General features: G+C 66.7%; 18 protein-coding genes. 8 read left to right on the plus strand and 10 right to left on the minus strand.

What is annotated here, in order from left to right; all coding sequences use genetic code 11:
• Nucleotides 1-643, plus strand: a 643-nt coding sequence (locus tag ABZ319_RS37870; protein ID WP_354991407.1) for a 1,4-dihydroxy-2-naphthoate polyprenyltransferase, incomplete at its 5' end; no start/stop codon positions are given.
• A 29-nt stretch (nt 644-672) separates the two neighbouring features.
• Here the strand turns inward: ABZ319_RS37870 and ABZ319_RS37875 are convergent.
• The 4 genes from ABZ319_RS37875 to ABZ319_RS37890 all read right to left on the minus strand — a co-directional run bounded on the left by ABZ319_RS37875 (nt 673) and on the right by ABZ319_RS37890 (nt 2,334).
• Nucleotides 673-1,050: a phage holin family protein gene (locus ABZ319_RS37875; RefSeq protein ID WP_354991408.1), complete on the minus strand. Its 378-nt coding sequence runs from the start codon at nt 1,048-1,050 to the stop codon at nt 673-675.
• Nucleotides 1,051-1,120: 70 nt separating this feature from the next.
• On the minus strand, nt 1,121-1,699 hold the full coding sequence (locus tag ABZ319_RS37880; protein WP_354991409.1) for a Clp protease N-terminal domain-containing protein: 579 nt from the start codon (nt 1,697-1,699) through the stop codon (nt 1,121-1,123).
• Nucleotides 1,699-1,920, minus strand: a complete 222-nt coding sequence (locus tag ABZ319_RS37885; RefSeq protein ID WP_354991410.1) for a helix-turn-helix domain-containing protein — start codon at nt 1,918-1,920, stop codon at nt 1,699-1,701. The genes ABZ319_RS37880 and ABZ319_RS37885 overlap by 1 nt, the downstream gene beginning before the upstream one ends.
• A gap of 78 nt (nt 1,921-1,998) precedes the next feature.
• Nucleotides 1,999-2,334: a hypothetical protein gene (locus ABZ319_RS37890; RefSeq protein ID WP_354991411.1), complete on the minus strand. Its 336-nt coding sequence runs from the start codon at nt 2,332-2,334 to the stop codon at nt 1,999-2,001.
• Nucleotides 2,335-2,404: 70 nt separating this feature from the next.
• Here ABZ319_RS37890 and ABZ319_RS37895 point away from each other — a divergent pair, with 70 nt between their 5' ends.
• Nucleotides 2,405-3,289, plus strand: a complete 885-nt coding sequence (locus ABZ319_RS37895) for a helix-turn-helix domain-containing protein (protein WP_354991412.1) — start codon at nt 2,405-2,407, stop codon at nt 3,287-3,289.
• A 37-nt stretch (nt 3,290-3,326) separates the two neighbouring features.
• Here the strand turns inward: ABZ319_RS37895 and ABZ319_RS37900 are convergent, their stop codons facing one another.
• Nucleotides 3,327-4,412 (minus strand): PLP-dependent cysteine synthase family protein, encoded by a 1,086-nt coding sequence (locus tag ABZ319_RS37900; protein ID WP_354991413.1) that lies wholly within the window; start codon nt 4,410-4,412, stop codon nt 3,327-3,329.
• Nucleotides 4,413-4,422: 10 nt separating this feature from the next.
• Nucleotides 4,423-4,731: a DUF4229 domain-containing protein gene (locus tag ABZ319_RS37905; RefSeq protein WP_354991414.1), complete on the minus strand. Its 309-nt coding sequence runs from the start codon at nt 4,729-4,731 to the stop codon at nt 4,423-4,425.
• A gap of 239 nt (nt 4,732-4,970) precedes the next feature.
• On the opposite strand from ABZ319_RS37905, the gene ABZ319_RS37910 reads away from it, so the two are divergent.
• Nucleotides 4,971-5,204 carry a BldC family transcriptional regulator gene (locus ABZ319_RS37910; RefSeq protein ID WP_354991415.1) on the plus strand — a complete coding sequence of 78 codons (234 nt, stop codon included), beginning with the start codon at nt 4,971-4,973 and terminating at the stop codon, nt 5,202-5,204.
• Nucleotides 5,205-5,274: 70 nt separating this feature from the next.
• Nucleotides 5,275-5,475, plus strand: a complete 201-nt coding sequence (locus ABZ319_RS37915) for a hypothetical protein (protein ID WP_354991416.1) — start codon at nt 5,275-5,277, stop codon at nt 5,473-5,475.
• Between the two features lie 161 nt (nt 5,476-5,636).
• Here ABZ319_RS37915 and ABZ319_RS37920 read toward each other — a convergent pair whose 3' ends face one another.
• Nucleotides 5,637-6,524: an alpha/beta fold hydrolase gene (locus tag ABZ319_RS37920; RefSeq protein WP_354991417.1), complete on the minus strand. Its 888-nt coding sequence runs from the start codon at nt 6,522-6,524 to the stop codon at nt 5,637-5,639.
• A 106-nt stretch (nt 6,525-6,630) separates the two neighbouring features.
• Between ABZ319_RS37920 and ABZ319_RS37925 the strand changes: the two genes are divergently transcribed.
• Complete coding sequence (locus ABZ319_RS37925; protein WP_354991418.1) at nt 6,631-7,233, plus strand: TetR/AcrR family transcriptional regulator; 603 nt, start codon at nt 6,631-6,633, stop codon at nt 7,231-7,233.
• Between the two features lie 31 nt (nt 7,234-7,264).
• On the opposite strand, the gene ABZ319_RS37930 is transcribed toward ABZ319_RS37925, so the two are convergent.
• A complete protein-coding gene (locus ABZ319_RS37930) occupies nt 7,265-8,146 on the minus strand; it encodes a hypothetical protein (protein WP_354991419.1) in 882 nt (293 codons plus the stop codon).
• A 417-nt stretch (nt 8,147-8,563) separates the two neighbouring features.
• Here ABZ319_RS37930 and ABZ319_RS37935 point away from each other — a divergent pair, with 417 nt between their 5' ends.
• A complete protein-coding gene (locus ABZ319_RS37935) occupies nt 8,564-8,881 on the plus strand; it encodes a hypothetical protein (RefSeq protein WP_354991420.1) in 318 nt (105 codons plus the stop codon).
• A gap of 108 nt (nt 8,882-8,989) precedes the next feature.
• On the plus strand, nt 8,990-9,259 hold the full coding sequence (locus ABZ319_RS37940; protein WP_354991421.1) for a DUF2277 domain-containing protein: 270 nt from the start codon (nt 8,990-8,992) through the stop codon (nt 9,257-9,259).
• Nucleotides 9,260-9,462: 203 nt separating this feature from the next.
• Here the strand turns inward: ABZ319_RS37940 and ABZ319_RS37945 are convergent, their stop codons facing one another.
• A complete protein-coding gene (locus ABZ319_RS37945) occupies nt 9,463-10,086 on the minus strand; it encodes a DUF4145 domain-containing protein (protein ID WP_354991422.1) in 624 nt (207 codons plus the stop codon).
• A gap of 115 nt (nt 10,087-10,201) precedes the next feature.
• Between ABZ319_RS37945 and ABZ319_RS37950 the strand changes: the two genes are divergently transcribed.
• The gene (locus ABZ319_RS37950) at nt 10,202-10,441 is read left to right on the plus strand and encodes a DUF6374 family protein (protein ID WP_354991423.1); all 240 of its coding nucleotides are present in this window, start codon (nt 10,202-10,204) and stop codon (nt 10,439-10,441) included.
• Nucleotides 10,442-11,623: 1,182 nt separating this feature from the next.
• On the opposite strand, the gene ABZ319_RS37955 is transcribed toward ABZ319_RS37950, so the two are convergent.
• Nucleotides 11,624-11,854 carry a hypothetical protein gene (locus ABZ319_RS37955; protein WP_354991424.1) on the minus strand — a complete coding sequence of 77 codons (231 nt, stop codon included), beginning with the start codon at nt 11,852-11,854 and terminating at the stop codon, nt 11,624-11,626.
• Between the last annotated feature and the right edge of the window lie 699 nt (nt 11,855-12,553).

A 12,553-nucleotide genomic window follows, 5' to 3' on the forward strand; every position in this document is an offset into this window, starting at 1 on the left:
GCGGGTGGACTCAACCACGCGGCCCCCCCCCGCCGGGGTGCCCCCCGCGGCCCTGGGCTGCCTCGGTCTGGGCGCGATCCTCGGCCTGATACTGGTGGCTACCAGCAGCTGGTGGCTGCTCGCGGTCGGCGCGGCCTGCCTGGCCGGAGCCTGGTTCTATACCGGCGGCCGGAACCCGTACGGCTACAGCGGTTTCGGCGAGATCGCGGTCTTCGTCTTCTTCGGCCTGGTCGCGGTGCTCGGCACCCAGTTCGTGCAGGCCGGGCGGGTCGACTGGGCCGGGCTGGCCGGGGCGGTGGCGGTCGGATCGTTCTCGAGTGCCGTGCTGGTGACCAACAATCTGCGCGACATCCCCACCGACGCGGTCTCGGGCAAGACCACCCTGGCCGTCCGCCTCGGCGACACGCGCACCCGCACACTGCACATCGTGCTGCTCGCGATCCCGTTCGCGGCGACCCTGCTGCTGGCCGCGCGCACCCCGTGGGCGCTGGTCGCGCTCGTCGCGCTCCCGCTGGCCGTCAAGGCCAACGAGCCGGTGCGCGGCAACAAGAACGGGCCCGACCTGATCCCCGCGCTGGCGGGAACCGGCCTGGCCCTGCTGGTCTGGTCGCTGGCGATCGAGTTCGCGCTGTCCTTCGGCTGAAGCCCGGCGCGAACCCGCCGCGCCGGCCCTCAGTTGTCGGGAACGAGCACCCCGAGCACCCAGTTCACCAGCGTGATGATGATCGCGCCCAGCACCGCCGCCCAGAACCCGCTGACCGTGATCCCGTAGCTGATGGTGTTGGTGATCACCGCGGTCAGCCACAGCATCAGCGCGTTGATCACCAGCAGGAACAGCCCCAGGGTCAGGATCACGAAGGGCAGGGACAGCAGACTGACGAGCGGCTTCACCAGGGTGTTCACCAGCGCGAAGACCACGGTGACCGCCGCGATGGCGAGCAGCTTGCTCTGCGTGGTGTTCTCGGGACTCTTGATGTCGATGCCGTCGACCCATTCGGCCGCGAGCCAGATGGCGACACCGTTGATGAGCAGACGTAGCAGGAGCGTCATGCCCCGATCGTAGGGGCGAAAGCCCCGCGACGGTGGTCATACCTCACCGGTTCATGATCACCTGTGACAATCACGCGGCCCGATCGAGATGGGCGGCCACGTCCGCGCGCAGCGGCTCGAGGTCCGCGCCCAGCAGTTCCCGGGTGGCCGGGTTCGGCGCGCGCAGGATCGCGAGCAGGATGTGCCCGGCCTCGATGCGATCGTCCTTGCGGGCCACCGCCTCGCGCAGCGCGAGCTCGAGAATCTTCTTGGCCTCGCGGGTGAACGGGATGTGCCCGAACCCCGGGCCCTTGCCGCGGAACAGACCGCGGCGCGGCTCCTCGGCGGGCACCGCGCGCTCCAGGGCATCCGCCCCGAAGGTCTCGGCCAGGCTTTCGCGCACCGCGTCCAGGTCGATGCCGATGGACCGCAGCGCCTCGGCGTCCTGTTCGCCCAGTGGTTCACCGGCCCGGGTGCGGGTCAGCGCGGCGCGCACGGATTCGGCGGTGTGCCCGTGCGCGGCGAGCAGTTCGTGCAGTCCGGCATCGGGTGCGGCGAGCAGGCCGAGGAACAGATGCTGGACGTCGATGACCGGCGACCGCAGTTCCCTGGCTTCCTCCTGTGCCCCGACCACCGTGAATTTGGCTGCCCTGGCGAATCTTTCGAACATCAGCGGATGCCGCCTTTCCGGTTGTACTTCTGGTGGACCGCCTGCCGGCTGACCTCGAGCGCGTCCGCGATGGCCTGCCAGGACCAGCCCTGCGTGCGGGCGTTGGCTACCTGGATGGACTCGAGGCGTTCGAGCAGTCGGCGCAAAGCCAGCACGGCCCGCAACCCCACCTGGGGGTCCGGACTGCCGGCCGCGGCCGCCAAAGTCGTCGCTTCACTCATGAATGTCAATTTACGTTGACACCCCGGGTGTGTCAACAAAAATTGACAACCTCCGGAAAACGCCGCGTCAGCGCGGTCTCACGGGCACGGCTCGAAGGGCGCGTAGTCGCACACGTGCCCGTCGTGCCAATCCCACACCTCGTCCGACTCGACGGGCACCCCCGCCTGCGAGCGCAGCAGCCAGCCGCGCGGCTCCTTCTCCCACTCGTCCCCGTCGCGATCCCGATACCGGCCGTACGCCTCGGGCTCGCGCGCACCCGGCGGGGATTCGCGATCGGAGACGCCCGCCCGATTGCACTCCCCCGCGACGCTCACCCGCCGCTCGGCCACCACCGGCCGCGTCCGCGAGGGCGCCTCGACCCACGACCCGTCCGTGACATCGACGCCCGCGACCGATCGCGGATACTGACCCAACTCGACTCCCGATTTGTTGTTGTTTCAAACTGTTGAACCAGAACGGGCTATCAGTGAGGGCACCTGCGTGATGAATGGAGTTCCAACCTTCGGCGAGTACATTCGCCGGCTCCGCACCACGGCCAATCGCACCCGCCCGCAGCTCGCCTGGCTCGCCAACCTGTCGGTCCCCTATCTGACGAAGATCGAGGGCGGCGCGAACCCCTCACGCCGCGTCATCGAATCACTCGCCACCGCACTCGAACTCGCGCCGGCGGAGTTCGAATACGCGCTCACCCTGGCCGAAGGGCCGCTGCCGCGCATCGAGCCCGACCACCCCGGCCCGGTCGATCTCGAGTATCTGGAACTGCTCAACCCCAAGATCGCCGCCTTCATCTCCGGCACCATGGACATTCTGGCCGTCAACGCCGCGCATGTGGAGGCTTTCCCCGAGCTCGTCCCCGGCTGCAACTATCTGGAATGGATGATGCTCAATCCGGTGTCGCGGACCGTACTGGTCGATTGGGCCGGCGAGGCGCAGCAGGCGGTGAGCTCGTTCCGGCTGCTGCTGGCCCGCACCGGGTACGACGATCGGATCCAGGGGATCCTGAACCGCTGCATGGCGAGTCCGGAGTTCGCGGCCATGTGGCGGAACGACACGGTGGCCAACGAGCGGCGCGATCGGACCAAGCTGGTGCGCGATCCCGAAACCCTGGCCATCACCGAGTTGCGGATGAACATGTGGCGGACTTCCACGAGCCTGCAGTCGTGGATGCTCGTGCTCGGTTCGGGGGTCGATCAGCCCACGGCGGTCACCCGTCCAGTCGCCCGGGAAAGGCCCCGCGCGTCAAGCCCCATTAACACCTTCGGCACGAGTGAAACACCGCCCACTCACCTGCGGAGCACCCCGGCCGATGGCGAATCACCGCTAACCCAGCCAATTCAGCAACTTGACAGCAAACCAATCGACGGGTGATCAACCCTTCTGAACCGACCGCCGTGCCGTGGGAAAACTAGCCGGACCAAGAACCGGTGGCCATGAATTCGGCGAGCACCGCGGCGGGTTCCGCCAGACTCAGCCCCTGACCGGCAACCCAGTCGTCATTGAAATAGGTTCCGGCATAACGGTCTCCGCCGTCGCACAGCAGGGTGACCACACTGCCGGACCGACCGGCGGCGATCATGTCGGCAATCAGGGCGAATGCCCCCCACAGGTTGGTGCCCGTCGAACCGCCGACCCGGCGGCCGAGCACCTGACTCGCGTGCCGGGCCGCCGCGATCGAGCCGGCGTCCGGAACCTCGATCATGGTGTCCACGACCTGGCCGACGAACGAGGGCTCCACCCGCGGGCGGCCGATTCCCTCGATCCGCGAGGACATGCCCGTCTGATACGCCGAGTCGGCGGTCTCGTATCCGCCGTAGAAGGCCGAGTTCTCCGGATCGACCACGGCCAGCCGGGTGGCGTGCCGCCGGTAGCGGATGTAGCGGCCGATGGTCGCGCTGGTACCGCCGGTGCCCGCGCCGACCACGATCCAATCCGGCACCGGATGGGCCTCCAGCGCCAGCTGATGGAAGATCGACTCGGCGATGTTGTTGTTGCCCCGCCAGTCCGTCGCGCGCTCGGCGTGCGTGAACTGATCCATGTAGTGACCGTTGGTTTCCCGGGCCAGGCGGGCCGCCTCGGTGTAGATGTCCGGCGACTTCCGCACCAGGTGACAGCGTCCGCCCTGCGCCTCGATGAGCGCGATCTTCTCGGGCGAGGTGGAAGCGGGCATGACGGCCACGAACTGCAGGCCCAGCAACTTCGCGAAGTAGGCCTCGCTGATGGCGGTCGAGCCCGAGGACGCCTCGACCACGGTGGTGCCCTCGGTGATCCAGCCGTTGCAGATGGCATAGAGGAACAGCGACCGCGCCAGGCGATGTTTGAGGCTGCCCGTGATGTGGGTGGATTCGTCCTTGAGGTACAGCTGCACCCGCCAGGCCGCGGGCAGCGGATAACGCAGCAGATGCGTGTCGGCGCTGCGCTGGGCATCGGCGTCGATCAGCCGGACGGCGTTGTCGACCCACTCGCGCGGTGCGTAGCGATCGACGCGTTTCATCGGCCGGCCGTCACTTCTCGTCACCGCGCAGGCGCGTCATGAGCTGGTCACGATCGCTGCGGCGCTTGGCGTCCACGGCGGCGATGTCCTGGTTGACCCGGGTGCGCAGGGTCTTGAACAGCACCATCGACAGCGGCAGGGCGATGAGCACCGCGAACAGCGCCGCGACGATGAGGGGCACCTCCACGGACACCAGCTTGGCGGCACCGATGATGACCGCCACGAGGACGACGACCAGGCCGAGCCGGGCCACCGTGTACAGGGCCAGATCGCGGGCCAGTTTGCGGCCCGAACCTTCGGATGGGGTTGCCTCACTCACGGGCCTCAGCCTAGGTGACGACGAATCGGGCATATGCGGTGGCCCGCGTCGGCGGGGGCGCGAGCGAATTCGCTGAGAGTTCGCTACTCGCGAGTCAAAAGTGACCGCGAACACAGTACGGATATCCGTTTTGTCTATTACTTCCCCTTTACCAAACCGAGACTGTTCGAACACACAGGGGGTGCGGTGCAACGATGTCGCTACTGATGAGGGATCTGACAAAACGGAAAGGTTTGCGAATGACTGCGTTCACCGCGGCGAGCCGCGTAATGGGTTCCGTCAACAGCCAGGAAAGCCTGCTCACCCCCGGCCAGGTGGCGGCCCTGTTCCATGTCGATCCGAAGACCGTTACCCGGTGGGCACACGCGGGACGGCTCGGCTCACTCCGGACTCCGGGCGGTCATCGCCGGTTCCGCGAATCCGAAGTTCTGCAACTTCTCAGGTCCCTCACCACCGAGGCGACTCGCGTCTAACCCTTATTCGAAGTTCCGCGGTGCCGCGGGTACGGACACGGATTACCCTCGGTGACAGGAGGTGAACGACGTGACGTACCTGTTGGCACTCATCGCGTTGGTGACCATCGCGATGCTGTGCTGGAAAGCTTTCGGCCCACAGCGACCGGCCCGCACCGGCACGACTTCGGCCGCCCACAAGCGCATTCTCGGCCCGGATGACGATCCGGAGTTCTTGTGGCGGCTCTCGCGCCAGCACCGGGACGGCGAACCGGGCTCTCCCGATAGCTGACCCTCGATTCCCGGACTGGGCGATCGTCTAGCAAACCAAACGCCCCGTTTACTTCGCCCGTGGTTCACGGGCGGCTCCGGGAAAAGAAACTCCCCGTGCGGCCGGATTCGGCCACGCGGGGAGCTGTCGTTTCGTGAGCCCGCCCGGGGCGCAGGCTTCGGTCAGGCGTCCGCGCCGACCCGATCGTGCTGCCGGATGAATCGCACGATGCGCGCACCCACCTCGTCCGGTTCCTGCATCAGCACCCCGTGGCCTTTACCCGGATAGACCTCGACCTCCGCGTGCGGCATGTGCTCGGCGATGCGCCGGGTCGCCGCCGCCGGATCCGCGACCAGGGTGTCGCCGCCGTAGACGACCAGCGCGGGCACCGTGATCGACCGCAGTTCGGGGTCCTTCAGCAGCCGGGCCCAGCCGATCGCCATCGGGAACCCCAGCGCCAGCTTGGCCAGCTCGAACTCGCGCGGGGAAACCGTGACCCCGGGCGCGAGCCACTCCATCATCGCGCGCATGTTCTTGTCCGACTTGCCCCGCAGGCCGAACCCGAGCATCTTCAGCAGCACGCTCGCCTTCGGCTTGGTGAACACCCCGCCCGGCTCGACGAGCGTCACGCTCGCCAGCCGCTCCGGCAGGTGCAGCGCGCCCAGCGCCGCGTGCCACGCGCCGTGCGAATAGCCGACCAGGTGCACGCGATCCAGGCCCAGACCGTCCAGCACCTCGCGCAACCAGGCGGCGATGTCGCGCTCACCCGTGACGGGCGCGGTCTGCACGCTGCGGCCGGCGGTGCCGATCGTGTCGGGCGCGTGGATGATTCGGTCCGCCGCGAACCGCTCGGCGACGATGTGCCAGGACAGGCCGTTGCCGCCCACCTGATGCAGCAGCACCACGGGAACGGCCGCGCCCGAACCGGATCGGCGGACGTGGGTGGTTCCGAAGGTGGTTTCCAGCTCGCTCGTGGTCGCGGGCAGCGGCCACAGCGACTCCAGTTCGGCGTAGACCCGCAGGAACTCCCGCCGCGTGTGCTCGTTCTTGAACCGCCCGATCTTGGCCATGGCCGCCCCTTCGATCTCCGTTGATGATATCAACGTACCACTTAAATGATATGGGCGTACCATGACGGATCTGTCCATCGCCGATCCGGGGAAGAGGTACCGCTTCATGCCGCGTCTAGCCGACCACGATCAGCGGCGAGCCCAGATCACCACGGCCGCACGCAAAGTCATCGCCCGCGGCGGTCTGGCCGCGGCGACGTTCCAGTCGGTGGCGGCCGAGGCCGGTATCTCGGTCCGCCTGGTCCAGTACTACTTCGGGACCAAGCAGGAGGTGCTGGCCGCCACCCATCTGTCGGTCGTCGCGGCCGCGGGCGACCGTTTCGCCCGCAACATAGCCGCCCTCGGCGAGTCCGCCCCGCCCCGCGAGATCCTGGCCACGGTCTTCAACGAGCTCCTCCCCTGGGACGAAACCCGCCGCGAGGAGGCGATCATCCTGATCGCGTTCCACACCGCCGCCCTGACAACGGACGACGTCGAGCCCAAGGACACCGCTGGCCCCGGCCTCTGGCTCATGAACGCGGTGGCCGACCAGCTCCGCCGCGTCCGGCCGGCCGAAACACCGGCCGCCGCAACACAACTAATTCTCGACGCCCAACTGCTGGTGGCAGCGGTAGGGGGCATGACCCAGGGGATGCTGACCATCCCCCAGTCCGCCACCGACGCTGACGCTCTGATAGACCGTCTCCTCGACCGCTTCCTTTCCCCCTAGCGCGCCAAGTGAATTCGCACCGTCGTGCGCATCAGTCGCCACACGCAACCGCGGTGACCACCAATCCCGACAGCGCGCCGGCACGCGCGGCGATCTCCTCGACGGGCCGGTCGGTCACCCCTTCGATGATCACCAGCGGCGACAGGTACGTCTTGGTGTTCAGGTCGGCCAGCACGGCTTGCCAGCGGGGTAGTTGCCGCAAATAGTCCTGCTTGTCGTGGAACAGGAACGCGACCACCTGCCGCTTGTCCCTAGCGGTCGCACGCAAGGGCAACAGCCTTATCTCACGAATCGCCTTCCACGGCACCCGAAGGCCGTACTTGGGCATGAAGATTCCGTCGGCGTCCAGAATCTGCTCGTTCCCCGGCAGTGTGAACCACAGCAGTAGGGCGACATAGGTGACGACGGTGACCGCGAAGACCGCGACGGGCACGATCAACCACGGAATCGATGACAGCACGGCCAGGACCAGCACCCCGCCGGCCAGCGCGAGCCACGGCGCCGTCGTGCGCAGTACGCCAGACGCCGTGCTTCGAATTTCCAGCGATTCGGCCGCGCGGGCGGCAGTCCACTCGGTTCGCGTCTGCGCCCGTGGGGTCCCGGAGCTGACATTGAGAATGCGAATGTGGGCCAGCTTGCGGCGACTCTCCACGACGGCGATAGCGGATCCGACCGCGAAGAGAATCGAGCCGGGTGCCCACGACGGCAGGCCGCACTTCGCGGCGAAGAAACCCAGCAGCGCTCCGGTCACCAGCGCAATGGGGAACACCACGATCACTCGTCGAATGATGGAGCGCCCCAAAGCCTTCTCCGCATGCTCCCGCGCGATCCGATCTATCTCGGGATCGGCGGCGGGTTCCCCCCTCAGCAACGCCCTGCGAACATCGGCGTCCAGGTCTTTCCAGTTCTTCATGCTCTCCCTCGCTCAGCGGATCGCACCATAACCGACCACGAAGTTTCTCGCCGAAGTCGAGTTCCAGCCGGGGACGGCGGTGCGGCAGAGCCCGAAGTCTTCGACGACCCGGGCATACGCCGCGGCGCGCAGCAACAGCGGCGGTACCGATCCACCACGACATCGAAAACGGCCGGGGCGGAACCCGATTCGCGGTCGGCCGGGACCGAGGGTGGGGCGCGGGGCGGGCACGGAGCGTTCATCCTCAACCCTCCACAGACTCTCCACAGTTGGGGACGGGTGGGGATATGCGTTGGGGGTGACGTTGGACTCAGCGGGTGGGCGGGGCGGGAGGGCGTGCGGGGGAACGTATACGGTGAGCCCGCGAGAGGGCGCTCACACGCGGGCGAGACCTCCGATCGGCACACAGTGAGGGACATGATGATCAAGCTTTTCTCGGCCGCCGCGCTGACCGCGACCGCTGCCACCCTGCTGGTGCTGCCCGCCGCCCCCGCCCAGGCCCGGTCCCTGACCTGCGACCGCGCGATCGAGTTCATCAACGCCGCCGTCGACGCCAGCGGCGGCACCTACGACGCGGAGACCGCCCGCGCCCTCGCCGACCGCCTGCGCACGGTGGCCCTGCTCTCCGGCGGCGCCGAACAGGCCGCGATCACCGCCTACGCCGACGCCCTCGTCGACGACAACGTCACCGAGATGACCCCCTTCACCGACGAGCTCAACCGCGCCTGCGCCTGAGCGACATCGGCATGATTCCCACCGAGAGCCCGGTCAGCGAGCTGTTCTCGCGCTGACCGGGGTTTCGGCGCGGCCGGGATGTCACCTGGGCGGCGTACCCTCGCCCGCATGTGCCGCAATATCAAAACCCTGCACAACTTCGAGCCGCCGGCCACTTCGGACGAGGTACAGGCCGCGGCGGTGCAGTATGTCCGCAAGATCAGTGGGGCGACCAAGCCGTCGCACGCCAACCAGGAAGCGTTCGATCAGGCGGTCGCGGAAATCGCGGCCACCACCATGCGACTGCTGGCCAACCTGACCACGCACGCGCCGCCCAAGGACCGCGAGGTCGAGGCGGCCAAGGCCAAGGCCCGTTCGGAGCTGCGCTTCGCGCGCTGACCGGCTAGTTCAGGCCGGCGTACGAGTGCAGGCCGCTGACCACGATGTTGATGATGAACATCGTTCATGGCGTTTGTAGCGATTTGGCGAGATCGGTTCGGTTGCTGCGACCTGGATTTTCGAATCAGCAACGTTGGTCTGCGCGGGCAGCGCGGGGCTGTGCTGCGTACTCGCTGCGTACCGACGCGACTCGCCGCACACGGTCAAGCAGTGGGCTCAGTGTCTTCGATCATCGCCGGTATCTCGTATGCGAGTCGTAGCAGTTGATGGGTGAACGAGGCGATGTCCATCGCCTGCTCCTTGGTCGTCGGTGTCAGCTCATGATTGGCTTCGTTTCCAACTTCTTTGACACGGTCGATCCACTTCCGCATCGGCCTGGTGACAATGCCCTCTTCCTGGAGATGATCCAGCGCTGCCACAAATGTAGGCGCCCGGCCTTTCTCGTTCTTCGCAGGCAGATCATGCGCCACCGCAACGTGCATCAAGAGCTTCCGGCAGATCATCACCGCAGCGGTGTAAGCGCCGACCGCCAGGCAGGCTCGCGCTTCTTCCCACACTGCCGTATCGGTTTCAGGCATACGTGCAGGCGTGCTGAGCGGTTTGATGCCCGGGGATTGGGTGCCGTCGTTGACGACGCTGCCACGGAGACAGTTCACGCATCGGTACCAGGTTGTCATGGGCATTAGCGAGTCCATGACATAGCCCACGACCAGAGCTTGCGTGCCTCCGCAATAAGAGCACTCCATCAGCGCCCAACTGCGCCCGTCCGCCTCACCGTAGTTATGGACGGTCGCGCACGTGGCGAGCTTGTCCTTGACACTTGCCATCGTGGAATCCTCCCACGCAGGGCGTAGGTTAGCCGGCCAATATCCGAGCCTTGCTGTCTCCGATCGAGCGACCATTTCTAGAACATACGTTCGACTCGAGGTAGCCTGTCAAACCATGCCGGAACTTTCGCGCCTGGCTTGGGCGCACATGAATCTCGACCAGGTGCGGAGCCAGCTTCTCGACGCTGCCGCGTTCGGCAAAAACCTCACCCCTGAGCAGCTGGAGAATGCGGCAGGCAAGATCAGCGAGGGAATGAAGGTTTACGCGGAGGAGGTCAGTCGACTCACGGTCGATGAGTCAGAGGATCTGCTGCCCGGCTGCGCGGTTCCTCGGCATTATCGCCGGGGTCGATGAGGCACCTGGGGCCATCGCGCTCCGCTAGGCATGGCCGCCGGCATGGTGGTGATGATCAGCATCCGGATCTGATGGAACAGCCAGCGATCCTTCGCGTTGCCCGGGTCCAAGCCGGCCCGCAGAAGTCGTTGCTTCCGTTCGTCGTTCATACCGTGTTGGACGCAGAGGTTAGCGGGTCGGTTCCGGCAACAAGACCGGAAACTCTCGCTCCAGACAGGCCATCCTCTACGTCGGGAGGTCGTGTCGGAGCCAGCCTGAAAACTGGGACCGCGAGGGGTGGTCCAAACGATATAGGCTCAACATGGGTTACTTCTTCAGTGAACTGTCAGCCGACCCGGTTGGCAGCAACACGGACAACACTCGGTTGCGCGGTGCGACGGCCATTCCCAGGCTAATCCGGTCTCGCGTGACTGGTCCTTCACACTGGAGGGGCAGTCATGCAGTACGCCGTCGAGGCTGGGATCTGGGTAGCAATCTGCTACGGGGTTCCGGCGATTGTGCGGTGGGTGGTCATGTTGGTGCTGGGGATGTTTGCGATGCGGGGAGCCGACTCGGCTGATCGCGTCAAAATCATCCAAGCCGTCGCGAAAATGCGATAACTCGCCACTCAGCTGACAAGGGCCTCCCCTACCTCAGGGGAGGCCCTTCCCTCCGGAAGGTCAGGAACGCTCCACGGTCCCCCGCGGACAGAGCGAGGAACTGCCAACCTTCGTGCACGACTCTGTCGATCGTGCGGCCGATCTCTGGCGCTTCGGTTGCTCCGGATTTCCGTGTGAAGAATTCGACCCAGACCACGCGGTGTTCCATGGCTCGACACGATACTCACTCGGGGACTTCTCTTCTCCCGCTTCCTCATACAGGCCATCCTCTGCGGAGGGAGGGCGTGTCAGGGATGCCGTAGGCACCGCGTAGCGGCCACCGGCAGGTGGTCCTTGACTCGTCCTTCCGGAGCGAGACAATTGGGCCGCTGAGGAGGCGGGGAACCTTCCAAATGTGTTCGGCAACCGCCGGTTGGGGCTCGCGCCCCGGTACGGAGGGAAAGGATGCATCCGCACCGGGGGCGAGCCTTCCCCGGTGCCCATGCCGGGGAAGCTGGCGGGCCTGGAGTCGGCGTCGGTGGCGACTCGCTGTCCGGCGTCGTTGCCGGCGGCCGAGGTGGGGGCCGAAGCCCCCTCGGGAGGTTTAGGTGCCGTCGAGGCCGCAGCCGTTGCAGAGCAGCACTTTCCCGTTGAGGTACCAGGTGGTATCGAACGGCCCGGACTCGCAGGTTTCCGGGGTGTAGGGCCAGATGAAGTCGAGGAACTGAGCGACCATGCGACCGGGGGCGATGTAGCCGCCGTGGTGGTGCTGGGGCGGGAAGGGGTCCCAGATGGCGCCGATGCTGGAGAGGTCGGGGGTGTGGTCGCTGAGCATGATGGTGATTCCTTTCCGGTGGGCGGTGAATCTGGGCTCGCCCAGATCGCACGGAGGGCACCGGGACAGGGGTGGGCGAATGCCCATCGCGAAGCGACGCGACTTCGGAGCGCCCTTGGCTCGGTGTCCTTCGTGCGGTATGCCTTCGGCAGATTCACTGCCCGCTGGAAAGGACCGTCGTGCGTCGGTGACCACGCCCCCGACCTCGGACTCAGCAGCGGTGGGAACCTCGCGTGCCTGGCGCCACCACGGCGGCTACATCGCTGGTGACGATCGCCGCTCGACTCGACCGGCGCTGGCTCTACACCCCGGAAACCGTTCGGCAGAGGACATCTCGGGTACCTCGACGGGAGACCTGCTGCTCTGCAACGGCTGCGGTCTCGACGGCACCGGAACTGAAGGTGATCCACCTGCCCGGGTCCGGCAGCGGAGTTCAGGAGGCAAGCGAGCGAAGCTCGTGCGGCAGTACCTTCGTAGCTCGATCAGGCTGAGCTGGGAGCGGTCGATGAGTACGTGGCGTTGCCGCCGGCCGATTCCTTGGCGTGGGTTCCGGACTCGAATCCGAAGCGGCCCATCGGTGCTGGGCATCGCGATCGGGCTTCGGGCGTTGCGTGCCCGCCGACGCGGTCGACGCACCGCGGGAACCGGATCAGCTCGGCTGCCTCGTCGATCAGGTTCTGGCCCGCGGTCTGTCAGACG

Origin of the sequence: Nocardia sp. NPDC005978, assembly GCF_040614455.1 — a bacterium.
Taxonomy (GTDB): Bacteria; Actinomycetota; Actinomycetes; order Mycobacteriales; family Mycobacteriaceae; genus Nocardia.